Origin of the sequence: Micromonospora siamensis (genome assembly GCF_900090305.1) — a bacterium.
Lineage (GTDB): Bacteria > Actinomycetota > Actinomycetes > Mycobacteriales > Micromonosporaceae > Micromonospora > Micromonospora siamensis.
Genome location: NZ_LT607751.1, coordinates 4,093,485 through 4,120,136, shown reverse-complemented (window position 1 = coordinate 4,120,136; position 26,652 = coordinate 4,093,485). Strand labels below are relative to the sequence as shown.

Sequence of the window (26,652 nt, the reverse complement as noted above, 5' to 3'; positions counted from 1 at the left end):
TCTGTCCTGCTTTGAGCGGTTATCACGTTCGTGGGCGATCAGCCCTGCCACGGGCTCCGCTCGCCGTCGAACTCCTCGAAGACCAGCCAGGTACGCGTCGACAGCACCCCGCCGATGTGCTGCACCCGGTCCAGCACCACGTCCCGCAGGGTGGCGTTGTCCGGCGCGCGGACCAGGGCCAGCACGTCGTGCTCGCCGCTGAGCAGCGCCACGTGCTCGACGTAGCGCACCCGGGCCAGCTCGGCCGACACCTCCCGCCAGGTGTTCTGCTCGATGGTCAGGGCGATGTACGCCGACGTGCCCAGTCCCGCCGGCTCCGGCGCCACCCGGGCGCGGAACCCGGTGACCACCCCGTCGCGCAGCAGCCGCTCCACCCGTGCGTACGCGTTGGTACGCGAGACGTGCACCCGCTCGGCGAGGGTCCGGATGGACATCCGCCCGTCACCGACCAGCTCATCGAGGATCCGCCGGTCGACCTCGTCCAGTGGTCCGACCGAACGTCCCGATCCGACCGGCGTGCCCGCCTCCGGGCCGGTCTCCTGGCTCACATCCGCTCCCCTGGAAGGTCATTCGTCCCGCGTTCATCCGGGATCTTGAGTCAATCATCCAACAGCAGGAGCATAGGGCCACCACACGTCCAGGAGGTCCTTGCCGTGACGACCACACCCCAGGCGGTCCGCAGGGCATCCCCGCGCCCCCGCCCGCCGGCCGACGAGCCGTCCGCGCGCACCGCGCCCGCCCCCGCCGACCGGTCCGCCGGGCTGCTCCCCGCCGCCGAGCCGGTCCGCCTGCTCGACCCCGACGGCACCCCGCTGCCGGCCCGCGAGGACTACCCCGAGCCGCCCGTCGAGGCGCTGCGCGAGCTGTACCGCCGGATGGTGATCGGTCGCCGCTTCGACATCCAGGCCACCGCCCTGACCAAGCAGGGCAAGCTCGCCGTCTACCCGTCCTCCCGCGGCCAGGAGGCCTGCCAGGTCGGCGCGGTCCTCGCCGTGCGCGACGACGACTGGGTCTTCCCCACCTACCGCGAGTCGATGGCGCTGACCGCCCGCGGCATCGACCCGGTCGAGGTGCTCACCCTGCTGCGCGGCGACTGGCACTGCGGGTACGACCCGACGCGGGTGCACACCGCGCCGCAGTGCACCCCGCTGGCCACCCAGTGCGTGCACGCTGCGGGCCTGGCCTACGGCGAGGCGTACCAGGGGCGGGACACCGTGGCGTTGGCCTTCATCGGCGACGGCGCCACCAGCGAGGGCGACTTCCACGAGGGGGTCAACTTCGCGGCCGTGTTCAAGGCCCCGGTCGTCTACTTCGTGCAGAACAACAAGTACGCGATCAGCGTGCCGCTGTCCCGGCAGACCGCCGCGCCGAGCCTGGCGTACAAGGGCGTCGGCTACGGGGTGCCCAGCGAGCAGGTCGACGGCAACGACCCGGTGGCCGTGCTCGCCGTGCTGGGCCGCGCGGTGGAGCACGCCCGCGCCGGACACGGCCCGTTCCTGGTGGAGGCGCACACCTACCGGATGGAGGCGCACACCAACGCCGACGACGCCACCCGCTACCGGGACGCCGACGAGGTCGAGCAGTGGCGCGACCGGGACCCGGTGGCCCGGCTGGAGACCTACCTGCGCGCCCGGGGCGTGCTCGACGACGCCGCCGTCGCGGCGATCGCCGAGGAGGCCGAGGCGTACGCGGCCGACCTGCGCGAGCGGATGCACGACAAGCCGGCCGTGGACCCGCTGAGCCTCTTCGACCACGTGTACGCCGAACCCACCCCGCAGCTGGTCGAGCAGCGGGAACAGGTCCGGGCCGAGCTGGCCGCCGACTCCGACTCCGAGGGTGAGCGCTGATGGCCACCACCACCATGGCGAAGGCGCTCAACGCCGCGCTCGCCGACGCGATGCTCGACGACGAGCGGGTGCTCGTCTTCGGTGAGGACGTCGGCCAGCTCGGCGGCGTCTTCCGGATCACCGACGGCCTCCAGGCCCGGTTCGGCGACAAGCGGTGCTTCGACACCCCCCTCGCGGAGGCCGGCATCGTCGGCTTCGCCGTCGGCCTGGCCATGTCCGGCCTCAAGCCGGTGGTCGAGATGCAGTTCGACGCGTTCGGCTACCCGGCCTTCGAGCAGATCGCCTCGCACGTGGCGAAGCTGCGCAACCGCACCCGCGGCGCGCTCAGCGTGCCGATGGTGATCCGGGTTCCCTACGCGGGCGGCATCGGTGGCGTCGAGCACCACTGCGACTCCTCCGAGGCGTACTACGCGCACACCCCCGGGCTGAAGGTGGTCACGCCGGCCACCGTGGAGGACGCGTACTCGCTGCTGCGCGAGGCGATCGACGACCCGGACCCGGTCGTGTTCATGGAGCCGAAGAAGCTCTACTTCTCCAGCGGCGAGGCCGAGCTGCCGGCCCGTACCGCGCCGTTCGGCAAGGCCGTGGTGCGCCGCGCCGGCACCGACGCCACCCTGGTCGCGTACGGCCCGGCCGTGCCGGTCGCGATGGAGGCCGCCGAGGCCGCCCGCGAAGAGGGCTGGGACCTGGAGGTCGTCGACGTACGCAGCATCGTGCCGTTCGACGACGCCACCGTCACCGCCTCGGTGCGCAGGACCGGCCGCTGCGTGGTCATCCAGGAGGCGCAGGGTTTCGCCGGGGTCGGCGCGGAGATCGCCGCCCGGGTGCAGGAGCGCTGCTTCCACGCCCTGCACGCCCCGGTGCTGCGGGTGTCCGGCCTGGACATCCCGTACCCGGCGCCGATGCTGGAGCACACCCACCTGCCCTCGGTGGACCGGGTGCTCGACACCGTGGCCCGGCTGCAGTGGGACGACCAGCCCGACTCCCGGTGGGCCGCGGCATGACCGAACGCACCGAGCGTAGCGAGGGCCGTGAGGGCATGCCCGGCAGGCACGGCATGACCGAACGCACCGAGCGTAGCGAGGGCCGTGAGGGCATGCCCGGCAGGCACGGCATGACCGAACGCACCGAGCGGACCCTCGACTTCCTCCTGCCCGACCTGGGTGAGGGGCTCAGCGAGGCGGAGATCGTCGAGTGGCGGGTCGCCGTCGGTGACCTGGTCACGGTGGACCAGAGCGTGGTCGAGGTGGAGACCGCCAAGGCCGTCGTCGACGTGCCCTGCCCGTACGCCGGCCGGGTCGTCGCCCTGCACGGCGCGGCCGGTGAGGTACGTCCGGTGGGCCAGCCACTGGTCACCATCGCGCCGCTGGACGCCGGCGGCGACGAGCCGCCGGGCCACGCGACCTACCGCGAGGAGGAGCGGGCCGGCTCCGGCAACGTCCTGATCGGGTACGGCACCGGCCACGGCGGCTCCGGCCGGCGCCGCCGTCGGCCCCGGCTCGCCGTGGCCCCGGAGCCCGCTGCGACGGCGACCGACGACCGTACCGCCGCAAGGCCGGTGGACGCGGAGACCGGCCGGACGGAACCCGCAGTCCCGGCGCCGGACGCCGCCGCGGGCGAGCCGGTCCCGGATCGTACGACGGGATCGGCGCCGCTGGTCATCTCGCCGATCGTCCGACGCCTCGCCAGGGAGCGCGGCGTCGACCTGGCGTCGCTGACCGGGACCGGCCCGGGCGGCGTCATCCGCCGGGCCGACGTGGAGGCGACGCTGAGCGCGCCGGCCGCCCGGCTCGCCGCGGTGCCGGACGCCCCGGCGGCGCATGTCGGACTCGCCCCCGCCGGCGAGGGCGACACGATCATCCCGCTCACCGGCATCCGCCGGGCCATCGCCGACAAGCTCTCCCGCAGCCGACGGGAGATCCCCGAGGTCACCGTCTGGGTGGACGTGGACGCCACCGGTCTGCTGGAGACGCGGGCCGCCATCAACGCGGCCACCCCCGACCAGCCGGTGAGCGTCCTGGCCCTGCTGGCCCGGATCTGCCTCAGCGGCCTGCGGAAGTTCCCGCAGCTCAACTCCAGGGTGGACGGCGAGGGTGAGCGGATCGTCCAGTCGGCCGCCGTGCACCTGGGCATCGCCGCGCAGACCGACCGGGGCCTGGTGGTGCCGGTGCTGCGCGACGCGCACCGACTGACCACGCGGGAGATCGCCGCGGCGCTGGCGGAGACCACCGCCGCCACGCGGGCCGGCACCCTGCCGCCGGCCCGGCTCACCGGTGGCACCTTCACCCTGAACAACTACGGGGTGTTCGGGGTGGACGGCTCGACCCCGATCATCAACCACCCGGAGGCGGCGCTGCTCGGGGTGGGCCGGATCGTCGACAAGCCGTGGGTGGTCGACGGGCAGCTCGCGGTGCGCAAGGTGACCCAGCTCAGCCTCACCTTCGACCACCGGGTCTGCGACGGCGGGGTGGCCGGCGGCTTCCTGCGGCACGTGGCGGACTGCGTCGAGCAGCCGGCGCTGCTGGTGGCCAACGTCTGAACCCGCGACGACCCCGGCCCCGGCACCGACCACCCTTCGGTGCCGGGGCCGGCGCGGTAGGCGCCGCGGTTTCCTCGCCCGCGCACCGGGAATGCCTCGCCGGTCGTCGAGGGGAGGGCGGAGATGGCGTATCCCGGCACGCCCGGTGCCGGTGGGGTGCGGCTGCACCCGGTCGCCGGAGCGCCGCTGATGTGCAACGCGCGCGAGCACGGGTTGACCGGTGACGGCACGACCAACGACCAGCCCGCGTTCGCCGCGCTGGTGGACCGGCTGGGCGACGCGTACGCCGCCGACGGCCGCGCCCGGGTCATCTACTGCCCGCCCGGGGTCTACTCGATGCGCGACGCCGGCACGGTGTGGCGGACCGGCGTGTCCCTCGTCGGCGCGGGGCCGGGCGCCACCCGCTTCGTGCTGAGCAACTCCGGCAACCGGGCCGACCCGGCCCCGCTGGCGTTCTACACCGCGCAGCAGCACGGCGCGGACCGGCAGCGGCACCTGGCGTACTGCACCTTCGCCGACTTCGAGATCGACGGCTCCGGGGTGTCGCTGGCCGAGTACAACCCGCTGGCCAAGGGGCTCGGCCTGCAGTACGTGGTGCGAGGCGTGTTCCGCAACCTGTACATCCACCACACGGCGGCCACCGGCCTGGGCTGCGACTTCCTCCAGGACACCCTGATCGACGGGGTCCTGGTGGCCGGCTGCGGTCGGCTGGACAACGGCACCGAGATGGGTGGGGCCGGCATCGGCATCGGGATCGGCGGCTGGGGCAGCGTCGAACGGCTCAACATCGTCAACTGCTCGGCGGTCGGCAACGCCACCAACGGCATCTTCCTGGAGTTGCAGTACGCCGGTGGGCTGCGCCCCCGCGGCATCCGGATCATCGGCTGCCACGCGCAGGGCAACCGGTTCGGCATCTCCGACTGGGGGGCCAACGGGCTGATCGTCTCCGCCTGCACGATGACCGGGAACCTGGAGGCCGGCTTCAGCGTGTCCGCGAAGGGCACCACGCGCACCGCCGGGCGCGGCGGCATCCTCACCGACTGCGTCATCGACGGGAACCTGCGCGACGGGGTGAGCATCGGCAACACCCCCGGCCCGTACACGGTGCGCGGCAACCGGATCAGCGGCAACGGCCGGTACGGCTACCACCAGCGGGCCTTCGGCGGCGAGGGGCCGGAGCCCGCCCAGGAGATCGTCATCGAGAGCAACGACTTCTACGGCAACAGCTGCGACGCGATCCGCATCGACCGTCCGATGAACGACGCCACGGTGGTCGGCAACCGGATCCGGGCCAACGGGCGGCAGCATCCCGAGGCGGCGACCGGCGGTGGCGACTCGGTGCGGTACGGCGCGAAGCTGGTGGTCGACCGGCGGGCCAACTGGCCGCCCGACGGGCACCGGGGCAAGGTGGTCCGGGTCGGCAGGCGGACGGCGGTGGTGGCGGCGAACGACGCCAACCAGCTCACCCTGGCCCCGGTACGCCCCGACGCGCTCACCGGGTGGAGCGGTGACGTGCCGGAGCCGGGCACCCGGTACGAGCTGTCGCCGGCACCGGCGGTGCGGGCCGGGATCACCGTGGACGCGGCGCTGGACGGGGCGACGATCAAGGGCAACCGGATCTGGGACAACCAGGACCGGCGTACCCAGAGCCACGGCATCTGGATCACCGAGCGGGGCAGTTGCGTGTCCTGCCGGGTGGAGGACAACGACCTCGCCGGCAATGCCGACGGCCCCACCCGGCTGGACACCCCGCCGATCGGCGGCCGGTGGGACCGCAACCACGGCGACGAGGACTGGAGCTGAACCGCCGAACCGGGCAGCGGCGACTCCGGTGGCCCAACCGGGTGGGAGCGACGCGGGCCGGGTGAACCGGTGTGCGACGGGCGGGACCGGCAGGGTCGGCGCGGCCGGGCCGGATCGGGCCGCTCGACACCCATTGGAGAGCAATTGACGAAATAGCGGCCACGAGCCGTTCGGCAATTTTCTGGAATTGCCGAACCGCAGTTGTCGGGCTGCACACAATGGGCGGGAATCCAGCCGGAACGGGGAGCGCGTCATGAAATTGAGGCGAGGGGTGGGACTGCTCGCGGTGGCCATCGTCATGGTGCCGGCGGGCGCCGGATGCACCGCGCAGCGGAAGGCGGCCGACCGGGCGCAGGCCAAGGAGCCGCCGGTCGCGGTCAGTGTCACGCCGGCCGACCGGAGCCGCGACGTTCCGATCAGCGCCGAGGTGGGAACCGCCGTGCAGGGCGGGAAGGTCACCTCGGTGAAGCTCACCGACGACAAGGGCGGCCAGGTCCGGGGCGAGCCCCGCGAGGACGGGTCGAGCTGGGTGCCGGCCACCCCGCTGGAGAACGGGCGCACCTACACCGCCGAGGTGACGGCGACCGGGGCGAAGGGCCGCACGACCACCCGCAGCACCACGTTCAGCACCGCGAAGAAATCCGACAAACAGGCCGTCGACAGCGTTCTCTATTTCGCCGGGAACCAGACGTACGGAACGGCGATGCCGGTAACCGTCGCATTCGAGCCGGCAATTCCCAAAGAGGCCAGGGCGGCGGTGCAGCGCCGGTTGTTCGTGAAGACGAACCCGCCCCAGCCGGGCGCCTGGTCGTGGCTGGAGGACGGCAGCCAGGTCTACTACCGGGCCCCCGACTTCTGGCGTCCCGGGACCACGATCAGCGTGCGTACCGGCCTTGCGGGACTGCCGATCGGCAAGGAGTACGTCGGCGACGCCGACCACACCGCCACCTCGAAGATCGGCCAGCAGGTGAACCTCGACATCGACAACGCCACCAAGCAGATGTCGGTCTTCCGGGACGGCAAGCTGATCCGCAAGATCCCGGTGAGCCTCGGCAAGCCGAGCACGCCCAGCTCCAGCGGCAAGATGGTGATCATGGAGAAGCACCAGCAGACGACGTTCGACACCCGCGGTGAGCCGGACGGCGGATACGTGGTCGACGTCGAGGACGCCCAGCGTCTGACCTGGGGCGGCGAGTTCATCCACGCCGCGCCCTGGTCGGAGGGGGAGCAGGGCTACACCAACACCTCGCACGGCTGCGCCAACGTCTCCTCCGCCGCCGCGGACTGGCTGATGGGGGTCACCCAGGTCGGTGACCTGGTCACCGTCAGAGGCACCGAGGTTCCGCTGCGGCCCGGCAACGGCTGGACGGCGTGGAACGTCAGCTGGGACGAGTTCGCCAGGGGCAGCGCCCTGCCGGTGCCGGCCGGGCTGAAGCCCGCACCGGCCACCACCGCCCCGCACCCCGGTGCGGTGGCCGGCGGCAGCTCGCCCGCACCGGCCCCGTCGGCCAGCGGAGGCTGACGGCAGCAGGGGGAGGAACGACCGCGGGATCGGCCGGCCCGCCACCGTCACGGTGGCGGGCCGGCCGCGTGGGCTCAACCCAACGGCACCCGGGCGATCCCCGAGCCGGTCAGGCTGCCCAGCCAGAGCTGGTCGCCGTGCTGGCGGACGCCGGTGACCATCGGGTACGCCCCGGCCGGGCCGTGCAGGGTCCGCAGCACCCGCCCGTCGCCGTCGACCAGCGCGACCAGCCCGTACCGGGCGGGCCGCGGCTGTGCCACGGTCGGCAGCAGCGCCACCACCTGCCGGACCCGGGGGTGGGGCAGCAGCCGTTCCACGATCGCCCGGCGCGGGCTGGGCAGCGCCACCCAGTACGTGCCGTCGCCCACCGCCGCCACGTTGTCCGGGTACGCCGGCAGGTCGGTCAGCACGGTCACCGCCCCGTCGGGCAGCGAGATCCGCAGCAGCCGGTGGGTGGCCGTCTCGGCGACCAGCAGGGCCGAGGAGTCCGGGGCCAGCGCGATGCCGTTGGGGAAGTACAGCCCGGCGGCCACCACCTCGGTCCGGCCGGTGCCGGGCGAGTAGGCCAGCACCTTGCCGTTGGGCCGGTGCTCCAGGATGTCCCGCCGCCAGTGCTCGACCGGGAACCGGTCGCTGCTGTCGGTGAAGTAGATCGTCCCGTCGGCGCCGACCGTGGCGTTGTCCGCCAGGTGCACCGGCTCTCCGGCGTCACTGAGCTGGCGTACCGCCCCGTCGGGGGTGACCCGCAGCAACCCCCGGTACGCGTCGCAGATGACCAGGCTGCCGTCGGTCGGGTCCAGCTCGATGCCGAGCGGCCGGCCGCCGGTCTCGGTGAGCAGCCGGGGCCGGGTGCCGGCCACCGCGTCCACCGGCCACCACCACAGCCGCCCGTCCTCGTCCCCGCTGATCACCCGCCCGTCCGGGTCGACCAGCACGTCCTCGGGCCCGTGCGCGCCGTCCGGCAGCGGGAACATGTCGGCGGCGTCCAGCCGGCGGTCGGCGGGCGCCCACGGCCCGGTCAGCGGCGGCGGCACCGTGGCCGGCTCCCGGACCGGACGGATCAGCCGGGGCGCCCGGGGGCGGGAGGTACGCGGATGAGGAACGACCATCCGCTCATTGTGGTCCGGCCGGCCCGACCGCCCATCCGGCGATCGGCCCGGATCGCCGGCCCCGACGATCCGGCCGAAGTGCGGCGGCCGGCGACCGACCCCCTCCGTGCTCGGGCCGGGTTGCCGCAGGGGGCCGGGTTGCGGCTTTCCGGGCGGTGGTCGCGGGGGACAGGCGAGGATGCGGCGTTTCGGGCACCGGGCTCGCCGGGGCCGGAAGGGAGCGCCTTGAACGGCCGGTCCGGGCAGCGCGCGTCCGGGCCGGGAGTTCGGATCCGGGGCGCCGACCGGGGGAGCCCGGAGGCGCCTCGGGGACGACCCGGGACCTACCCGGAGACGGGCGTCTCAGCCGGCCGGAAATGTCGGTGGCAGGAGATAGGTTCGGGGGCATGGAAGAGCAGCGCAGCGACCGTTTCGCGGTCACCGTCAGCGTGGGCGACCGGGCGGTCGACGTGCGGGCCGTCGGCGAGGTCGACATCGCCACCGTGGGCACGCTGCGTGCCGCTCTCTGGTCGGCTCCGGCTCGGCCGGTGCTGCGTCTGCACCTGGCCGGCGTGCGGCTGCTCTCCGCCGCCGGGGTCCGGGCGGTGGTCGCCGCCCACCTGCGGATCCGGGCGCAGGGCGGCGAGCTGGTCCTGGTCGAGCCCACCCCGACCGTGCTGCGGGTGCTGCGGGCGACCGGCCTGCACCGGGTCGTCCCGATCGTCGGTGGTGATCCGACGCAGGCCACCGGCGGCGGGTTCGCGGGCCGCCAGCGCCCGGGGCAGCCGGGCGACCTGCCCGTCGAGCTGGTCGCCTGACCAAGCGGGCCGTGGCCTGACCGGGTGGGCACGTCCCGCTGATGGCCTGACCGGGCGGCCCGTGGCCTGACCGGGTGGACACGACCCGCCGGTGGCCTGGCCAGGTGGACACGTCCCGCTGATGGCCTGACCGTGCGGGCGCGTCCCGCAGTTGGCCCCTGGCGCGGGGCCGCCGACCGGTGCGGCCGACGACCCCGCCGTGGTCCGGCGGTGGCCGGGTCAGCGGACGCCGAGCAGGTCCACCACGAAGATCAGGGTCTCGTTCGGCTTGATCACGCCGCCGGCGCCCCGCGCGCCGTAGCCCAGGTGCGGCGGGATGGTCAGCTTGCGACGGCCGCCGACCTTCATGCCGACGACGCCCTGGTCCCAGCCGGAGATGACCTGGCCGCCGCCGAGCGGGAACTCGAAGGCGTCGCCCCGGTCCCACGAGGCGTCGAACTGCTGCCCGGTGGAGTGCGAGACGCCGACGTAGTGCACGGTCGCCAGCTGGCCGGGCCGCGCCTCGGGGCCGTCGCCGACGGTGAGGTCCTCGACGACCAGGTCGGCGGGCGGCGCGCCCTCGATCGGGCCGACCTCGGGCTTGCCTGCCTGGGGCATGTTCATGCGCGTTCTCCCACCTCGGTCACGGTTCTGCGGTCGGTATCGATCCTGCCGGATAGCGACCCACCGATCCCCGCCGGTCCCCGAGGCGGGCGGGTGGGCGTACGCGAAAGGCGGGCGTCACCATCGGTGACGCCCGCCGGGGGTGGTGTTCAGCGGAGCCAGGGGAAGCGCTGGACGATCGGCAGCTTCTGCCACGTCCCGCCGAGGCCGAAGGTGTTCCCGGCGCCGACCAGGGCCAGGGCGGCCAGCAGACCCGCGTAGATCAGGTGGTCGTCCATGAACGGGTTGTTCTCGGGGGGCAGCACGACCGTCCACATCATGACCAGCAGGAGGGTGCCGGCGATGGCGGCGATCCGCATTCCGATGCCGAGGACCAGGGCGACGCCGATGCCCAGCAGGCCGAGCATGAACAGCCAGTCCGCCCAGGCGGCGCCGGCGATCCCGTTGTAGAAGCCCTTGAACGGGCCGGTGGCGCCGAAGGCGAGGAAGCCCTTGGTGGGGCTGCCGCCGTTGATCCAGGCACCCTTCTCCGGGGTGGCGTGTCCGAGCCCGAACAGCTTGTCGACGAACGCCCAGAGGAAGATCCAGCCCAGCGCGATCCGCAGCCCGGCGAAGATGTACCGGACGGCCTTCTCACGGGTGGTCCCGGCCGCCGGAGCGATGGTGTTGGCGGTGTTCCGCTCAGTTGTCGCGGTCATGGTCTCCACGTCCCTTCTTGTGCCTCGCACCGCGCTTCTCGGTGGCATCTACATTCCACTCCGGTCGATGCCCGGCCAGCAGGGCCGACCGGGCCCCGCGTACCCGGGACCTTGGACCCCGATCCGACCGGTCCGGTCGGCCGTACGACGCCGGTCCGCCGCCTCTGACCGGGTCGCCGAAGCGCTCGTAGCGTCGCGGGTGGAACGACTCGGCGAGGAGGCCGTCATGAGGACGTGGCAGGTGGGCGACGTGATGACCAGGGACGTCGCGACGGTCGGCGAGGAGACGCCGTACCGGCAGATCGTCGACGTGCTGATCCGCCGGGGCGTGAGCGGCGTGCCGGTGGTGGACGGGTTCCGCCGGGTGCTGGGGGTGGTGTCCGAGACGGACCTGCTGCACAAGGTCGAGCGGTCCGGCCACCCGGAGGAACGGCGGGTCTTCGAGGGGCGCCGGCGGCGTACCGCGCGGGAGAAGGCCGACGGGCTGGTCGCCCGGGACCTGATGAGCGCCCCCGCGGTCACCACCGTCGCGCAGGCGTCCCTGCCGGCGGCCGCCCGGCAGATGGACCGCGACGCGGTCAAGCGGCTGCCGGTGCTGGACGACCTCGGCCGGCTGGTCGGCATCGTGACCCGTGGCGACCTGCTCCGGGTGCACCTGCGTACCGACGCGGAGATCCGCGAGGACGTGGTGCAGGAGGTGCTGCGCCGGGTGCTGGCCGTGCGCGACGGCCTGGTCACCGTGCAGGTCCGCGACGGGGTGGTCACCCTCGACGGGCGCCTGGACCGGCGCACGGCGGTGGATCTGGCCGGCCGGCTCGCCGCGCAGGTCGGCGGCGTGGTGCAGGTCGTGAACGCCGTCGGCTACGACGTGGACGACACCACCCTGGTGGAGCTGCCGTCCGGCCCGGTCACCCCGGTGGCCTGAGCCGCGGTCCCGGGCCGCCCTCGGGTCCGTGGGCGGCGACGTGGACGGCCCCGCGAGCGTGATACCTCGGAGGAATGATGATGAACTCTGAGGTATCACGCTCGGAACGATTGTTGCTGAGACGCTGCCCACCCAACTGGGCCCCACCGTCACCGGTGGGGCCCGCTGCCGTCGGCGTCAGGCGCGCAGGGCGGGTTCGGTGGAGACCCGGGTGGTCGGTGCGGGCACCGGGACCACCACCACCGGGCAGGTGGCCCGGCGGACGCACTCCTCGCTCACCGAGCCGAGCACCGTGTGCCGCAGCCGGCTGTGCCCGTGACTGCCCAGCACCAGCAGGTCGGCGCCGTGGGCCGCCGACGCCAGCACCTCCGCGGGTGGTCCCTCGACCACCTCGCCGGAGACCACGCACCCGGATCCCTTGCGGAGGGCCAGGCCACGGAGCTCGTCGTCGAGCAGGGCCACCGCCCGGGCCTGCTCGTCGACCGGGCCGGTCGCGTTCGTCATCGGACCCACCTCGATCCGATCCCACCGCCAGGCGACCACCACCTGGACGGCGCCGCCGTGGGCGATCGCCTCGTCGGCCGCCCAGTCCAGCGCCCGCCGGCCACCGTCGGAGCCGTCGACGCCCACCACGATCAGTCGGTTGCTCTCCATCGCTCCCGCTCCTTCCTTCTCCTCCTCCCGCAGTCCATCCCGCCGGGGGCTGGCCGGGAAGGCGCGAAGGACCCGGCGGGCCCGGGCCGTTCGCCCCGCACGGCGCCCGACCGGGCCGCCCGGAACCGGTCCGCACGGCATCGGGGGAAGGGGCCGGCGAACACCGGGCCGCCGGGCGTGGGGGAGGGCCCGGTCAGGCGGCGGGGAGCGGGGCGGACAGCGCTGCGGCGAGCACGGCGGGCGCGTCGGCGAGGCTCGGGCCGTACCAGGTGAGGTGCCGGCCCGGGACCAGTGCGCAGGGCACGCCGGGGAAGGCCTCCGGGCCATCGTCGGCGGTGAACAGGTAGGGCTCGTCGGGCAGCACCACCAGATCGGGCCGGCGGGCCCGCAGCTCGTCCAGGCCGGGCCGGGGATACCGCTCCGGGTGCCCGGCGTAGGCGTTGACCACGCCCAGCCGGCGCAGCACGTCCCCGGCGAAGGTCTCCGCGCCGAGCACCACCCACGGCCGGCGCCACACCGGCACCACGGCCGTGCGTACCCGCGGCAGGGCCGGCGGGTCCGCCCAGGCCCGGCGGGCCGCGACCAGCCACTCCGGCTCGCCGGGGGCACCGAGGTCGGTCAGCAGGCCGGCCAGCTCGTCCAGCGCCGCCGGCACGGTACGCGGGTACGTCACCCGGACCGGCACCCCGGCGGCGGCCAGGGCATCCGCATCCTCGCGGCGGTTCTCCTCCACGTTGAGCAGGACCAGGTCGGGTCGCAGCGCGCGGACCCGGTCGAGGTCCGGGTACTTACTGCCACCGACCCGGGCGACGTCCAACCCGGCCGGATGGGTGCACCAGTCCGTCGCCCCGACCAGCACCCCGGGCAGGGTCACCGCGACCGCCTCGGTCAGCGACGGCACCAACGACACGACCCGCACGGGAACCCCTCTCTGCGGCGCCGGCGGCGCCCGTACCGATCATGCCGGCCCGCGCCGCGCCGCCCGCCGAGGGGCGGTCCGGTGGCCGGGAGCGGCGAGTGCCCCCACAATGTTCTGGTGACGCCGAACCCCGACCCCGCGTTCACCCTGCCCGTCCCCGACTACGGTGTCCCGGCCGACCAGGCACTGCCCCGGGCCCGCGCGTTCGCCCGGACCATGGTGGACCGCCGCACCGTGCGCGAGTTCAGCGACCGGCCGGTGCCCGAGGGCGTGCTGGCCGAGGCGCTGCGGGCGGCGGCGTCCGCGCCCAGCGGCGCCAACCTGCAACCGTGGCGGTTCGTGGTGGTCACCGATCCGGCGCTGAAGCGGCGGCTGCGGGTGGCGGCCGAGGCGGAGGAGCGGGTCTTCTACGAGCGGCGGGCACCGGAGGAGTGGCTGGCCGCGCTGGCGCCGCTGGGCACCGACGCCAGCAAGCCGTTCCTGGAGACCGCCCCGGCCGTGATCGTGGTCTTCGAGCTGCACCGCGGTCCCCGCACGCCCCGGCCGTACTACGTCAAGGAGTCGGTCGGGATCGCCGTCGGGTTCCTGCTCGCCGCGCTGCACCACGCCGGCCTGGCCACCCTGACCCACACGCCGAGCCCGATGCGGTTCCTCAACGAACTACTCGACCGGCCGGCCGAGGAGCGCGGATACCTGCTCATCCCGGTGGGCTACCCGGCGGACGGGGCGAGCGTCCCAGACCTGGCCCGCAAACCGCTGTCCGAGGTGGTGGTCTGGCGCTGAGCCGGACGGCCGGTCAGCCCGGGCCGGTGGCCACCGCCTCCCGGGCCACCGTGGCCACCGGCACGCCCTCCCGGGCCGCCCACTCCATGGCGTGCCGCACCTCGGCCACCGGCAGCGGACGCCGGTCGGTCAAGGCTACCGCCGCGTGCACCGCGTAGGCCACGAAGGGGTACGAGCGGGCCAGCCCGCCGATCGACTCGTGCACCCGGCCGGCCACGGCCACCGCCTGCTCCTCGGTGAGCGACGGCAGGACCAGCAGGTAGTCCTGCTCGGTGAGGCGTACCGCCCGGTCCACCGGGCGCAGTACCGCGGTGAGGGCGGCCACCACGGCCTGGGTCTCCCGGGCCATGCTGCGCCGACCGAAGCGCTCCGGGGTGCCGGCCGGCTCCGCCACCCGTACGCCGATCACCGCCACCGGCAGGGTGCCGGAGGCGGTCACCCCGTCGGCCAGGGTCCACCGTCGCAGCGCCGGCTCGTCCAGCAGCGGCGGCCGCTCCTCGACCGGCTCCGCCATGGCGCGGTGGGCCCGGTCGGCCCGCCCGGCCATCAGCCGCAGCGCCGCCTCCGCCCGGCTCTCCCCGGGCGTGGCGGGCAGGTCCCGTACCCGTTCCAGGACCGCGTCGAAGGCCGCGCGGGCCGGGCCGGGCACCCGGTCACCGAGGCGGTCGCGCAGCCGCAGCGCCTCGTGCAACGCGACGTCGCGCCGGAAGCTCCAGCCGCCGTCGAAGAGCCGTCCGGCCTCCAGGGTCGGCGCCGGCTCCACCTCTCCCTGGTCGTACGCCACCAGGGCGGCGCCGAAGCGTGGGGTCAGCGCCACCACACTCCACTCACGGCCCAGCTCCTCCGCCTCGTCCAGCGGCACCCCCACCACGTTCGGCGGCAGGTCCGCCGGGAGCTGGCCGACCATGCCGATCACGGTCACGGCGGCCGTGCCCGCGATCCGCGCGTACCGGGCGCGTTCCCGCTCGAAGTAGGGCAGCCGCTGGAACAGCGCGACGACCAGCAGCGGGCCGTCCTCGGCGGTGGCCAGCGCGGCCTGTTCGATGGCGTGCGAGACGGCGACGAGGGCGCGCTTGGTCGAACGTTGTGGGACTGCTCCACTCTGTGGCACCCGGTGAGCCTAGATAATCGGCCCGACCGGCGCACCCGCAGAGTCGGGCGGCTCGGCCGCACCGCCGAGCCGTCGCCCACGATCGGCGACCTAGACTCGGGGCCGGTCGACCGCCCCACGGATGGATCCCACCACGATGACGAGCACCGGCACCGGCGCCTGGCTGCGTCCCCTCACCGCCGACCCGGACCGGTCCGGCGCCGGCCCGGTCGTGCACCCCGATCGCCGCCTGGGCGAGCTGGTCACCGGTCGCCCGCCGGGCATCACCGGGCACCAGTGGAGTTCGGCGCTGCGCGAGGGCTTCGACCAGGTGGTCTGCGACGCCCGTACCGGGCTGCCGGCGTTCGCGCTGCGGATCGCGCCGCCGGCGCCGCCCGGGTCGCCCCGGCACCGGGTCGAGCGGGCGACGACCGCCGTCTGCGCGGCGGTCGGCCTTCCGGTGCTCACCGTGGAGAACGCCACGCTGGCCGCCGCCGGGCACGGGCGGCGGATCATCGGGTACGTCCTGGACGCCCACCGGTACGCCGGAGCCGCCGACGGCTCGGGCGGTGAACTGGACCCGGTGCCGGTCGGGTTCCGCGACATCGTCGGCCGGCTGCCCGACGGGCGTAGCGGCCACGTCAACGACCTCGGCGCGCTGGCCCGGGCGGCGGCCGTCGAGGCGTACGTTGACCGGCGGTTGGCCGACCCGCTGGTGCGCGGCCTGCACGTGCGGTGGCAGGGCGGGCCGGCGGAGGGCTGGAGCTGGGTCTCCGTACGCCCGGACGGGTGCCTGGTGGAGCGGGTGCGGATCTGGGAGCACGGGGTCTCCTGCGGGGTGGACGCCGCCCGGCTCGCCGAGGACCTCGCCGCGGCGGCGGTGGGGGAGCGGCTGCGCGACCTGACCGGTGTGCCGCCGCAGCTGGTCACTCCCGAGGAGCTGCGCCGGTCGGTGGTCGAGCTGCGGGACCGCTCCGACGAGCTGGTGGACGGATTCGCCTTCGCGCATCTCTGCGCCGACTGAGCGCACCCCGACGGGGCGTCGACCCTGCTTCTCCTTTTTCCGGAAATCCGCGTAGGCCCGGTTGAACCGTGGCGGCGCGCACTCCGTACTCCTGCCCGAACGGACGCAGATCTTCCCGGCCGCGCCCGGCAGGCGCGGCGGACGGTGCGGAAAGGGCATCGTCGGTCATCGACGCACGGCCGGAACGGCGCCGTGTTCCTCGCCGGGGTGGCAGACCCCGAAATCGTCGATCCGGCGAGGTCGCGGGTCAACTACCGGATCGAGAAGGAGAGCAATTCGATGCGCAGGTCCACAACCGCGCGCCGGTCATCCGGTAACGCGCGGAGCAAGCGGGTACTGGCCGTGGTCGGCACGCTCGCGGTCTTCGGCGGGATCGTCGCCGTCACCCAGATCTCGTCGGCCCATGAGCGGCCGACGGGCACCCGCACCAGGGCGGTCTCGTGCGTGGCGCCGAGCCCGGGCGCCACCTCGCCGAGCGGTCGTGGCAGCACCACCCGGACCTGGCAGAACGGTCGCTGGGTGCGCAACCACTGGGGTGACGGGCAGATGTCCGTCGCCGAGTGCCAGAACACCACGGCGGGCGGCGCGGGCACCGGCGCGGCCACCGTGGCCTGCCCGGACGCCACCGGCCAGCTCCAGCAGGTGCCGGAGGCGGCCCGCAGCGAGGTCGACCGCAACCTGGCCCTGCTGCAGCGGCAGATCGCGGAGGCGAACCGCCGGCTCGCCGCCGAGGGCGCCAACGGACCGGACTTCATCAACAATGCGATCCTGCGACCGCTCGCCGACAAGCGGCGGGCCGCCCTGAACCGGATCGCCACCGCGATCGGCCGGGTCGCGCAGCGCCCGCAGGGCCTCGACCGGCTGGCCGAGTGCGCGCTGGCCGGCGGCGGCAACAACGGTGGCGCGACCAACGGTGGCGCGAACGGCGGTGCGGACAACGGTGGCGCCAATGGTGGCGCGAACAACGGTGGCGCCACGGGCGGAAACAACAACGGCGGCGCCGGCAACGGCGGTGCGAACAACGGGGGCAACAACAACGGCAACGGGCTCGGTGTCCTGGCGAAGGACTGCGGAAACAGCCGTTTGCAGCCGCACGACGGTTTCCAGAACGGAAACCGGTGCGTGAGCACGGCCTTCGGCGAGGTCGGCGCGGCGGCCAACAACCCCTCGCTGCTGATCACGCAGTTCCCCGGGCAGGTGCAGCGCAACCAGGCGTTCACGCTGCGGGTGACCACCCGCAACCTGGTCCGCGACCGGTTCCTCGCCGCCGGCCAGGGCGGCTACTACCTGGAGAGCTCGCTCCTCAACGACCAGGGGCTGGTGCGGGGCCACTTCCACACCGCCTGCCGGATGTTGCAGAGCGACCGTGAGCCGCCCGCTCCGCAGGACGTCCCGGCGTTCTTCGTGGCCACCGAGGACGGGCGCGGTGGCGCCCAGCCGGACGACGTCCTCATCCAGATCCCGGGCCTGCCGCAGTCCGGCACGGCGCAGTGCGCGGTCTGGGCCGGTGACGGCTCGCACCGGATCCCGATGATGGAGCGGGCGAACCAGACCCCCGCGTTCGACGTGGTGCGCATCCAGGTCAACTGACGAGAATCGGGCGGTCCGGGCCAGGTGCCCGGGCCGCCCGATGCTCGGGTGGAACCTGCCGGCCGACGGGTACCGGCCGGCGGATAATTGTGAACGGTGGAAAACGCCCACCGGATGCCCGCTGCTTTCCCAGCGTGACCTTCAGGTGCCCGCGGGTGACCGCGCCGGTTGTCTCAGCGGTTCTTGTACGCCTCGACGACCGACACCGGGATGCGGCCCCGCTCGGAAATCTCGTAGCCGTTCTTCGTGGCCCATTCCCGGATGGCCCGGTTCTGCTCCCGGTCCATTCCGGCGCTCGCCGGCCGGCCGGGCCGGCGGGTGGCGCGACCGGCGTCGACCGGACCACGACCGATGCGCCGACCGGCGCTGATGTACGGGTCCAGGGTCTTGCGCAGAACCCCCGCGTTCTCGTCGGAGACGTCGATGGTGTACGCCACGCCGTCCAGGCTGAACTCGACGGTCCGATCGGCCTTTCCGCCGTCGAGATCGTCGGTCAGAACGGTGATTACCTTCCTTGCCATCGCCAATTACTCCTCGTGTCGGGCTGGTTCTGCCCCAGAGTTTGACGTATGGCCGGGCATAATCGCAACATTACCCACCAATTTCTATTCGGCGCGTCGTCCCGATCCTGCGGAAATCCGGACCGGGGCAATCCCGCAGGTGTGCCATTCAGCCGGTTCGGCCCCGATGGACGTCCAGCGGGGTCGGCACCCGCGACGTGTGCTGGGTCACAGCCCGGAACAACGGACCCGCCCGCTGACTTGAGCCTGACACGCTCAACTCAACGCGATAGCAGGTGTTCGATGGCTACTCTTCCGGTACTGCCCCTCACCGACGCCGTCCTGCTGCCCGGCATGGTCATCCCGGTGACCCTCGACCCGACCACCCAGGCCGCCGTCGACGCCGCCCGGGCCACCGGCGACAAGAAACTGCTCGCCGTGCCCCGCCTCGACGGCGAGTACGGCCCCGTCGGCGTGATCGCCACCATCGAGAAGGTCGGCCGGCTGCCCGACGGCGAACCCGCCGCCGTGGTCCGCGGCCTGGCCCGCGCCCGGATCGGCTCCGGCGTGCCCGGACCGGGCGCCGCCCTCTGGGTCGAGGCCACCCCGCTCGACGAACCCGCCCCGGCCGGCAAGGCCCGGGAACTCGCCCGTGAGTACCGCGCGCTGATGACCTCGGTCCTCCAGCAGCGCGGCGCCTGGCAGGTCATCGACGCCATGGAGCGGATGACCGACCTCTCCGAGCTGGCCGACGCCGCCGGCTACGCGCCCTGGCTCAGCCTCGGGCAGAAGACCGAACTGCTCGTCGCGCCGGACGTCACCGCCCGACTCGAACTGCTGGTCGGCTGGGTCAGGGAGCACCTGGCCGAGCAGGAGGTCACCGAGCAGATCAACAGCGACGTCCGGGAGGGGCTGGAAAAGTCCCAGCGCGAGTTCCTGCTCCGCCAGCAGCTCGCCGCCATCCGCAAGGAACTCGGCGAGGACGAGCCGGACGGCTCCGCCGACTACCGGTCCCGGGTGGAGTCCGCCGACCTGCCCGAAAAGGTCCGCGAGGCCGCCCTGCGCGAGGTCGGCAAGCTGGAGCGGGCCAGTGACGCCTCCCCGGAGACGGGCTGGATCCGTACCTGGCTGGACACCGTCCTCGAGATGCCGTGGAACACGCGTACCGAGGACAACACCGACCTGGCCGTGGCCCGGGCGGTGCTCGACGCCGACCACGCCGGCCTGGCCGACGTGAAGGACCGCATCCTGGAGTACCTCGCGGTGCGCAACCGCCGGGCCGAGCGCAACCTCGGCGTGGTCGGCGGGCGTGGCTCCGGCGCGGTGCTCGCCCTCGCCGGCCCGCCCGGCGTCGGCAAGACCAGCCTCGGCGAGTCCGTCGCCCGGGCCCTGGGCCGTAACTTCGTCCGGGTCTCCCTGGGCGGCGTCCGGGACGAGGCGGAGATCCGCGGTCACCGGCGCACCTACGTCGGCGCGCTGCCCGGTCGGATCGTCCGCGCCCTGCGCGAGGCCGGCTCGATGAACCCGGTGGTGCTCCTCGACGAGGTCGACAAGCTGGCCGTCGGCTACTCCGGCGACCCGGCCGCGGCTCTGCTCGAGGTGCTCGACCCGGCGCAGAACCACACCTTCCGCGACCACTACCTGGAGGTCGACCTCGACCTGTCCGACGTGCTCTTCCTGGCCACCGCCAACGTGGTCGAGTCGATCCCCGGCCCGCTGCTGGACCGGATGGAACTGGTCACGCTGGACGGCTACACCGAGGACGAGAAGGTCGCCATCGCCCGCGACCACCTGCTGCCCCGACAGCTCGACCGGGCCGGACTGACCGCCGACGAGGTGACCGTCGCCGACGAGGCGCTGGCGCTGATCGCCGGGGAGTACACCCGGGAGGCCGGCGTCCGGCAGCTCGAACGGGCCCTGGCGAAGATCCTGCGCAAGGTGACCGTGGCGTTGGCGGCGGACCCGACGCGGGTGACCGTGGACCGCGGCAACCTGGCCCGCTACCTGGGCCGGCCGAAGTTCACCCCGGAGTCGGCGGAGCGGACCGCGGTGCCCGGCGTGGCCACCGGTCTGGCCGTCACCGGCGCCGGTGGGGACGTGCTGTTCATCGAGGCCACCAGCATGGAGGGTGAGCCGGGGCTGACCCTGACCGGGCAGCTCGGCGACGTGATGAAGGAGTCGGCGCAGATCGCGCTGTCGTACCTGCGCTCCAACGGGCGGCGGCTCGGCATCGACCCCAACACCCTCGCCGGGCGGCGGATCCACGTGCACTTCCCGGCGGGCGCGGTGCCCAAGGACGGCCCCAGCGCCGGCATCACCATGGTCACCGCGTTGGCCTCCCTGGTGACCGGCCGGCCGGTACGGCCCGAGTTCGGGATGACCGGCGAGGTGACCCTCTCCGGCCGGGTGCTGCCCATCGGCGGGGTGAAGCAGAAGCTGCTGGCCGCGCACCGGGCGGGCCTGACCGAGGTGATCATCCCGGCCCGCAACGAGCCGGACCTGGACGACCTGCCCACCGAGGTGCGCGAGGCGCTGACCATCCACACCCTGGCCGACGTCGCCGACGTGCTCGCCCTCGCGCTGCGCCCGGCCGAGGTGGACGCCGGGACGCTGGGCGGGCAGCCGCTCGCCGCGGCCTGACGGCGCCCGGGCGGCCGACCCCGACGGGTCGGCCGCCCGATGTCGTCCTGCTGCCGGACCGGCGACGGCCGGTCCGGCAGCCGTGTGGAACCAGTAGGCTGACCATGAATGTCGATGCCCCATTCACATTTCACAAAAAGGCCGAGACAATTTGAGGCTCCATTCGCATTGCGGCGATCCTTTTGCGTCGGTTGCGAAATGACAGATGTCGGCCTGGCTGCCGATCGGGCGGGAGTTCTAGGCTCCGATTGGCCGGCTCCGCCGACGCATCTGCTCGCAGCCGGCCGGCAGACGACCGTTTGTGAAAGGAGCGTCACATGTCCGCTGAATCGTCGCGCGGGACCCCGCGTCGGGCCTTCCGGAGGTCGGCTCGGCTGCTCGCGCTGCTCGGTGGCGTGACCATGGCCGGCATGCTCGCGGTGGCCGCCCCGGCCGCCGCCCAACCGACCGAGACCCACGCCGCCACCAGCCACGTCGTGGCCGCGGCCGTAGCCGCACCCCGTCAACAGGCCGCCTCCGGCGGCGCGCAGGTGGGGGCCGTTTTGGCCGCATACTCGCCCACGATCAGCCCGGCGACCAACGTCCGGTACACCTCGAACCCGCAGACCGTCTCCTGTGCGTACGGAAACTTCTGTGCCTCGGTGTGGGACCCGACAAGGGGTACCTGGAAGGTCTTCGACCTCTACTACTGCAACCGTTACGCGCTTTCCTACTGGCAGGGCACGGGCTACTACTACAACAACCAGTACGGCGGCGTCCGGGTGTACTTCTACAACCAGAGCGGCGGCACCCTGAAGTCGTTCACGACCGTCGGTCGGGGGACGTACAACTGGGACCCGGTCTGGTACATCCGTAACTGCTGATCGCTTCGCGGCGGGGCGGCCCGGTTGGGTCGGCCCCGCCGTGCCGCTCAGGCCGGGCGCGGAGGCGGCGGTCCCGACCGGCGCCGAAACGGGTTCCGACCCGCCCCGGTCAACGGCGGTCCCGCCGCTCCCGGGAGCCGTAGCGGCGCTCGCCGCCCCCGTCGTCGCCGTCCCGGTCCCGACGCACGGTCGCCTTACGCCCCTTGATCGTGCTGCCCCGCAACCCCTGGATCACCTCGTCGGCCACCCCCACCGGCACCTCCACCAGCGAGAACCGGTCGGCGATCTCGATCGAGCCGATGTCCCGGCCGTTGATCCCGGTCTCGCCGGTGATCGCCCCGACCAGATCCTGCGGCCGGACTCCGGCCCGCCGGCCCAGGCCGATGAAGACCTGGGTGGTGCCGCCGGTACGCGGCCGGGCGCCGCCACCGCGACGGTCGCCGCCGCGCCCCTCGTACCCCGGGCGGCTCTCCCGCTGCGGACGGACCGCGACCTGCGGGATCTCTTCCTCCTCCTCGTCGGCGGAGCCGGGGAGAGTCGCCTCGTGGGCCAGCCGCACCGCCGCGAGCGCGACCTCCATCATGTCGAACTCGTCGCTGAGCGTCTCCACGATCACCCGGAACGGCTCCAGGTCGTCCTCCAGCAGCGACTCCCGCAGCGCCGCCTGGGTCAGCTCCAGCCGGCGGGTCCGCAGGTCGGCAACCGTGGGGATCTTGTCGATGGCGATCCGCTGGCCGGTCACCCGCTCGATGGTCTTGAGCATCCGGTGCTCGCGCGGCTCGGCGAGGGTGATCGCCACGCCCTCCCGACCCGCCCGGCCGACCCGGCCGATCCGGTGGACGTACGACTCGGGGGCCGACGGCACGTCGTAGTTCACCACGTGGGTGAGCTGCTCCACGTCCAGGCCACGGGCGGCCACGTCGGTCGCCACCAGCAGGTCCGCCGTGCCGGACCGCAGCCGCCCCATCACCCGGTCGCGCTGCTCCTGGCTCATCCCGCCGTGCAGCGCCTCGGCCCGGTAACCCCGGCCGTTCATCGTCTCGGTGAGCCGGTCCACCTCCTCCCGGCTGCGGCAGAAGACGATCGCCGCGGTGGGGGACTCGACGTCGAGCACCCGGCCCAGCGCCGCCGGCTTGTGCGCTCGGGCGACGATGTACGCGCTCTGCCGCACCCGGGGCGCCTCCCCGGCGACCGGCTGCTCCCGCCCGATCTGGATCCGCACCGGATCGGTCAGGTGCTTGCGGGCCAGCCCGTCGATGCGGGCCGGCATGGTGGCCGAGAAGAGCACCGTCTGCCGCTGCTCCGGCGCGTGCTCCAGGATCGCCTCGATGTCCTCGGCGAAGCCCATGTCGAGCATCTCGTCGGCCTCGTCCAGCACCACCGTGGCCAGGTTGCCCAGCCGCAGGGTGCCCCGGGCGATGTGGTCCAGGGCCCGGCCCGGCGTGGCCACCACCACGTCCACGCCCATGTCCAGCGCGCGCAACTGCCGGCCGATCGGCTGCCCGCCGTAGATCGGCAGCACCCGGGCGCCCAGGTCCTTGCCGTACCGGTGGAAGGCCTCGGAGACCTGCACCGCCAGCTCCCGGGTGGGCACCAGCACCAGGGCCAGCGGCTCACCGCCGGGCCGGTCGTCGGGCATCCGCTGCAACAGCGGCAACGCGAACGCGGCGGTCTTGCCCGTACCGGTCGCCGCCTGGCCGAGCAGGTCCCGGCCGCTGAGCAGCGTGGGAATCGCCTCCCGCTGGATCGGGGTCGGCTCCTCGTAGCCCAGGGCGCTGAGCGCGCCGAGCAGCTCGGCCCGCAGGCCGAGGTCCGCGAAGGCGGTCGCCTCGTCGGGGTCGGCGGGGGTGGGGTCGGTCGGTACGGGTGCGGAACTCATGGGCAAAGCTTTTCATCATGCCGGTCGGCGCGTTCCGCCGACCGGCACAACCGTCGCGCGCGACACGTCCGGGCCTCACCCGGCGAGCAGGGCCAGCGCGATGGTCACCCCGAACACGAGGTCCAGCACGCCACAGAACTGGCTGTACCCGCGCGGCACCACCCGGTCGGCGCGGTGGTGCCACAGGTCCCAGCCGGCGTGGGCGAACCAGCCCCCGGCGACCAGCCAGCCGGCGGTGTCCCCGCCGACGGCCAGCGCCAACCCGGCGAGCCCGGACCAGACCACCAGCCCGAGGAACTGCGTCCGCAGCGCCCCCGGCGTCCGCCACTGCCGGCGTACCGTGCCGATGGTCAGGTAGCCCGCCGGCAGCACCAGCAGGCTGGCCGCCGGCAGGACGCTCGGCGCGAACCACTGGTCGGCGGTGATCAGCAGCGCCAGCGCGGCCGGCCAGCGGGCGACCAGGGCGGCGACCGCCGGGTGCCGGCGGGGCGGGGCCGGGTGCTCGTGCCGGTGCCGGACGGCCACCACCGCCATCGCCGGCAGCATCAGCAGGTGCCCGCCGAGCATCAGCGCGTCCGCGTCGAGCAGGCCGGCGGCGAGCGGCACCAGCAGGAGCAGGAACGGCACGTACATGGCCGCCACCATCTCGGCGGTGGCCCGGGCGCCGTGGCCGCGGTGCCACATCCACACCGCCATGCCCACCGCCATGTCGGTGGCCATGGCGAACGGGGTGACGGCGGGCCGGTCCAGCGTCGCCGCCAGGCCGAGGGCCCCGGCGAGCAGCTGACGGACCGGACCGAGCAGGACCATGCCGGCGATCATGGCCACGGTCATCTCGGCGAGATGCCGCAGCAGCCGTCGGCGGGTGCCGGCGCCGGTCGGCGGAGACGCGCCGCCCGGGGCGAGATCGGCTGTGCGGGCGTCGGGGCCGGTGACGGGTTCGATGGGGGCGGGGACCGGAGCGGTAGGTGACATGCCCTCAGCGTCGCCCGCCCGGGGGTGCCCGCCCAGATGCCGATCGTCAGCGAACCGCCGGGTGGAATTCACGGTCCGCCCGTGACATCCCGCACGGGTGAACCGGGTGCGACCTGCCCCTAGGATCGGCGGACATGGCGGTCGAGTCGGTGCGCTCCGGTGCGGACCGCCGGCTGCGCCGGGCCCGGCAGGTCACCCTGGCCGCACTGGTCGCCGGCGTCTGGGCCAGCCTCGCCCTGCCCGGCGTCGGGCTGGCCCGCGAGCCGGACCAGACCCGGGTCGCCCTCGGCGCGGTGGCCCTGCTCGCCTTCACCGTCGCGCAGACGGCCGTGCTCTACGCGGCGGTCACCCCGTGGCTGGCGTCTCCGTGGCGGCGCCGATTCCAGGCCGGCCTGCTCGCCGTCGCGGTGCTCAGCGTGCCGCTGGCCGGTCCGGTCGCCGCCGGCGCCTGGCCCACCTGGGCCTGGCTGGGCGCCACCCTGGTCGGCATGGCGCCCCTGCTGCTGGCCACCCCGGCCGCCCTCGGCGCGTCGGCGGTGGTGGTCGCGGTCTCGGCGGCGGTGGCCCGGTGGACCGGGGGTTCGGTCCTCGACCACCTGGTCATCACCGGCGGGATCGGGGCGGGCATCGCCGCGGTCAACCGGATGCAGGTCTGGTTCTGGGACCTGCTCGTCGAGGCCCGGCAGGGCCAGCGGGCTCAGGCCCGGCTGGCCGCCGCCGAGGAACGGCTGCGCTTCGCCCGCGACGTGCACGACCTGCTCGGGCACGACCTGACAGTGATCGCGCTGAAGGCCGAGCTCGCCGCCCGCCTGGCGCCCGTCGACGCCGGCCGCGCCGGCCGGGAGGCCGACGAGGTACGCCGGCTCGCCGGGACCGCGCTGCACCGGGTCCGCGCCGCGGTGCACGGGTACCGCACCGTCGACCTGACCGAGCAGCTCGCCGCGGTCGCCGACGTGCTGCGCTCCTGCGGGGTGCGCTGCACCGTCGTACCGCCGTCCGGCGCGCTGCCGGCGCCCGCGGCCGGTGACCTGGCCGCGGTGCTGCGCGAGGCGGGCACCAACGTGCTGCGGCACAGCCGGGCCGGCTGGTGCCGGATCGAGGTCACCCGGGAGGACGAGATGGCCACCATGACGGTACGCAACGACGGCGCCGTGGCCGGCGGACCGGACGGGCACAGCAACGGGCTGCGCGGGCTGGCCGAACGCCTCGCCGTGGCCGGCGGCACCCTGCACACCGGGCGGGACGGCGACGAGTTCGTCCTGCGGGCCACCGTGCCGGTGCGGCCGTGATCCGGGTCCTGCTCGCCGACGACGAGGAGCTGATCCGTACCGCCCTCGGCGCCCTGCTCGACCTGGAGCCGGACCTGACGGTCGTGGCCCAGGCCGCGACCGGGCGGGAGGCGGTCGACGCCGTGCTGGCCCACCGGCCGGACGTGGCCGTGGTGGACCTGGAGATGCCACCGCCCGGCGGGATCGAGCTCGCCGCCGAGCTGGCCCGGGCGCTGCCGGCGTGCGCGGTGGTGATCCTCACCGGCCACGGCCGCCCCGGGCACCTGCGCCAGGCGCTCACCGCCGGCGCCCGGGGCTTCCTGCCCAAGGGTGCGCCCGGCGGGGCCCTCGCCGACGTGATCCGCCGGGTGCACGGCGGCGGCCGGTACGTCGACCCGGCGCTCGCCGCCGACGCGCTGACCCTGCCCGAGTGCCCGCTGACCCCGCGGGAGCTGGAGACCCTGCGGCTGGCCGAGTACGGCACCCCGGTCGCGGTGATCGCCCGGCGTACCCACCTGTCGCCGGGGACGGTGCGCAACTACCTGACCGCCGGGGTGCAGAAGCTCGGCGCCGCCGACCGGGCCGAGGCGGTCCGGATCGCCCGCGACGCGGGCTGGCTGTAGG

24 protein-coding genes are annotated in these 26,652 nt (G+C 74.1%); 14 read left to right on the top strand and 10 right to left on the bottom strand.

What is annotated here, in order from left to right:
- Positions 1 to 38 precede the first annotated feature (38 nt).
- On the bottom strand, positions 39 to 548 hold the full coding sequence (locus GA0074704_RS19105) for an Lrp/AsnC family transcriptional regulator (protein ID WP_088971766.1): 510 nt from the start codon (positions 546 to 548) through the stop codon (positions 39 to 41).
- Positions 549 to 620: 72 nt separating this feature from the next.
- Between GA0074704_RS19105 and pdhA the strand changes: the two genes are divergently transcribed.
- The 5 genes from pdhA to GA0074704_RS19080 all read left to right on the top strand — a co-directional run bounded on the left by pdhA (position 621) and on the right by GA0074704_RS19080 (position 7,711).
- On the top strand, positions 621 to 1,847 hold the full coding sequence (pdhA, locus tag GA0074704_RS19100) for a pyruvate dehydrogenase (acetyl-transferring) E1 component subunit alpha (protein ID WP_088973805.1): 1,227 nt from the start codon (positions 621 to 623) through the stop codon (positions 1,845 to 1,847).
- Entirely contained in the window at positions 1,847 to 2,851 is a 1,005-nt protein-coding gene (locus tag GA0074704_RS19095) for an alpha-ketoacid dehydrogenase subunit beta (RefSeq protein ID WP_088971765.1), read from the top strand. The genes pdhA and GA0074704_RS19095 overlap by 1 nt, the downstream gene beginning before the upstream one ends.
- A gap of 110 nt (positions 2,852 to 2,961) precedes the next feature.
- The gene (locus GA0074704_RS19090) at positions 2,962 to 4,386 is read left to right on the top strand and encodes a dihydrolipoamide acetyltransferase family protein (RefSeq protein WP_088973804.1); all 1,425 of its coding nucleotides are present in this window, start codon (positions 2,962 to 2,964) and stop codon (positions 4,384 to 4,386) included.
- 123 nt (positions 4,387 to 4,509) lie between these two features.
- Positions 4,510 to 6,189 carry a right-handed parallel beta-helix repeat-containing protein gene (locus tag GA0074704_RS19085; RefSeq protein WP_088971764.1) on the top strand — a complete coding sequence of 560 codons (1,680 nt, stop codon included), beginning with the start codon at positions 4,510 to 4,512 and terminating at the stop codon, positions 6,187 to 6,189.
- 253 nt (positions 6,190 to 6,442) lie between these two features.
- Positions 6,443 to 7,711, top strand: coding sequence for a L,D-transpeptidase (locus GA0074704_RS19080; protein ID WP_088971763.1), 1,269 nt, complete (start codon positions 6,443 to 6,445; stop codon positions 7,709 to 7,711).
- Between the two features lie 74 nt (positions 7,712 to 7,785).
- On the opposite strand, the gene GA0074704_RS19075 is transcribed toward GA0074704_RS19080, so the two are convergent.
- Entirely contained in the window at positions 7,786 to 8,820 is a 1,035-nt protein-coding gene (locus tag GA0074704_RS19075) for an SMP-30/gluconolactonase/LRE family protein (protein ID WP_088971762.1), read from the bottom strand.
- Between the two features lie 386 nt (positions 8,821 to 9,206).
- Between GA0074704_RS19075 and GA0074704_RS19070 the strand changes: the two genes are divergently transcribed.
- Entirely contained in the window at positions 9,207 to 9,617 is a 411-nt protein-coding gene (locus tag GA0074704_RS19070) for an STAS domain-containing protein (RefSeq protein ID WP_231926559.1), read from the top strand.
- Positions 9,618 to 9,836: 219 nt separating this feature from the next.
- On the opposite strand, the gene GA0074704_RS19065 is transcribed toward GA0074704_RS19070, so the two are convergent.
- Entirely contained in the window at positions 9,837 to 10,214 is a 378-nt protein-coding gene (locus GA0074704_RS19065) for an FKBP-type peptidyl-prolyl cis-trans isomerase (RefSeq protein ID WP_088973803.1), read from the bottom strand.
- 155 nt (positions 10,215 to 10,369) lie between these two features.
- On the bottom strand, positions 10,370 to 10,927 hold the full coding sequence (locus tag GA0074704_RS19060; RefSeq protein ID WP_172880639.1) for a DoxX family membrane protein: 558 nt from the start codon (positions 10,925 to 10,927) through the stop codon (positions 10,370 to 10,372).
- A 217-nt stretch (positions 10,928 to 11,144) separates the two neighbouring features.
- Between GA0074704_RS19060 and GA0074704_RS19055 the strand changes: the two genes are divergently transcribed.
- Entirely contained in the window at positions 11,145 to 11,843 is a 699-nt protein-coding gene (locus GA0074704_RS19055) for a CBS domain-containing protein (protein WP_088973801.1), read from the top strand.
- Positions 11,844 to 12,020: 177 nt separating this feature from the next.
- Here GA0074704_RS19055 and GA0074704_RS19050 read toward each other — a convergent pair whose 3' ends face one another.
- Positions 12,021 to 12,497, bottom strand: coding sequence for a universal stress protein (locus GA0074704_RS19050; protein ID WP_088971760.1), 477 nt, complete (start codon positions 12,495 to 12,497; stop codon positions 12,021 to 12,023).
- Between the two features lie 193 nt (positions 12,498 to 12,690).
- Positions 12,691 to 13,416, bottom strand: a complete 726-nt coding sequence (locus GA0074704_RS19045) for a helical backbone metal receptor (protein WP_088971759.1) — start codon at positions 13,414 to 13,416, stop codon at positions 12,691 to 12,693.
- Between the two features lie 117 nt (positions 13,417 to 13,533).
- On the opposite strand from GA0074704_RS19045, the gene GA0074704_RS19040 reads away from it, so the two are divergent.
- Positions 13,534 to 14,199, top strand: a complete 666-nt coding sequence (locus GA0074704_RS19040) for a nitroreductase family protein (protein ID WP_269458904.1) — start codon at positions 13,534 to 13,536, stop codon at positions 14,197 to 14,199.
- A gap of 13 nt (positions 14,200 to 14,212) precedes the next feature.
- Here GA0074704_RS19040 and GA0074704_RS29685 read toward each other — a convergent pair whose 3' ends face one another.
- Positions 14,213 to 15,310 (bottom strand): DICT sensory domain-containing protein, encoded by a 1,098-nt coding sequence (locus tag GA0074704_RS29685; protein ID WP_088971757.1) that lies wholly within the window; start codon positions 15,308 to 15,310, stop codon positions 14,213 to 14,215.
- Between the two features lie 136 nt (positions 15,311 to 15,446).
- Here GA0074704_RS29685 and GA0074704_RS19030 point away from each other — a divergent pair, with 136 nt between their 5' ends.
- Both GA0074704_RS19030 and GA0074704_RS19025 read left to right on the top strand, forming a co-directional pair.
- A complete protein-coding gene (locus tag GA0074704_RS19030; RefSeq protein WP_088973800.1) occupies positions 15,447 to 16,313 on the top strand; it encodes a hypothetical protein in 867 nt (288 codons plus the stop codon).
- A gap of 279 nt (positions 16,314 to 16,592) precedes the next feature.
- Complete coding sequence (locus GA0074704_RS19025; RefSeq protein ID WP_088973799.1) at positions 16,593 to 17,903, top strand: hypothetical protein; 1,311 nt, start codon at positions 16,593 to 16,595, stop codon at positions 17,901 to 17,903.
- Between the two features lie 173 nt (positions 17,904 to 18,076).
- Here GA0074704_RS19025 and GA0074704_RS19020 read toward each other — a convergent pair whose 3' ends face one another.
- Entirely contained in the window at positions 18,077 to 18,424 is a 348-nt protein-coding gene (locus GA0074704_RS19020) for a histone-like nucleoid-structuring protein Lsr2 (protein WP_088971756.1), read from the bottom strand.
- A gap of 282 nt (positions 18,425 to 18,706) precedes the next feature.
- Here GA0074704_RS19020 and lon point away from each other — a divergent pair, with 282 nt between their 5' ends.
- Positions 18,707 to 21,043, top strand: a complete 2,337-nt coding sequence (gene lon, locus GA0074704_RS19015; protein WP_088971755.1) for an endopeptidase La — start codon at positions 18,707 to 18,709, stop codon at positions 21,041 to 21,043.
- 317 nt (positions 21,044 to 21,360) lie between these two features.
- Positions 21,361 to 21,906, top strand: a complete 546-nt coding sequence (locus GA0074704_RS19010; protein WP_157743723.1) for a hypothetical protein — start codon at positions 21,361 to 21,363, stop codon at positions 21,904 to 21,906.
- A 109-nt stretch (positions 21,907 to 22,015) separates the two neighbouring features.
- Here the strand turns inward: GA0074704_RS19010 and GA0074704_RS19005 are convergent, their stop codons facing one another.
- Together GA0074704_RS19005 and GA0074704_RS19000 are read right to left on the bottom strand one after the other, a co-directional pair.
- Positions 22,016 to 23,785 (bottom strand): DEAD/DEAH box helicase, encoded by a 1,770-nt coding sequence (locus GA0074704_RS19005; protein ID WP_088971753.1) that lies wholly within the window; start codon positions 23,783 to 23,785, stop codon positions 22,016 to 22,018.
- Positions 23,786 to 23,860: 75 nt separating this feature from the next.
- Positions 23,861 to 24,760 (bottom strand): hypothetical protein, encoded by a 900-nt coding sequence (locus GA0074704_RS19000; protein WP_231926557.1) that lies wholly within the window; start codon positions 24,758 to 24,760, stop codon positions 23,861 to 23,863.
- A 134-nt stretch (positions 24,761 to 24,894) separates the two neighbouring features.
- Between GA0074704_RS19000 and GA0074704_RS18995 the strand changes: the two genes are divergently transcribed.
- Both GA0074704_RS18995 and GA0074704_RS18990 read left to right on the top strand, forming a co-directional pair.
- A complete protein-coding gene (locus GA0074704_RS18995; protein WP_088971752.1) occupies positions 24,895 to 26,049 on the top strand; it encodes a sensor histidine kinase in 1,155 nt (384 codons plus the stop codon).
- Entirely contained in the window at positions 26,046 to 26,651 is a 606-nt protein-coding gene (locus GA0074704_RS18990; protein ID WP_088971751.1) for a response regulator transcription factor, read from the top strand. The genes GA0074704_RS18995 and GA0074704_RS18990 overlap by 4 nt, the downstream gene beginning before the upstream one ends.
- The last annotated feature ends 1 nt before the right edge of the window (position 26,652 follow it).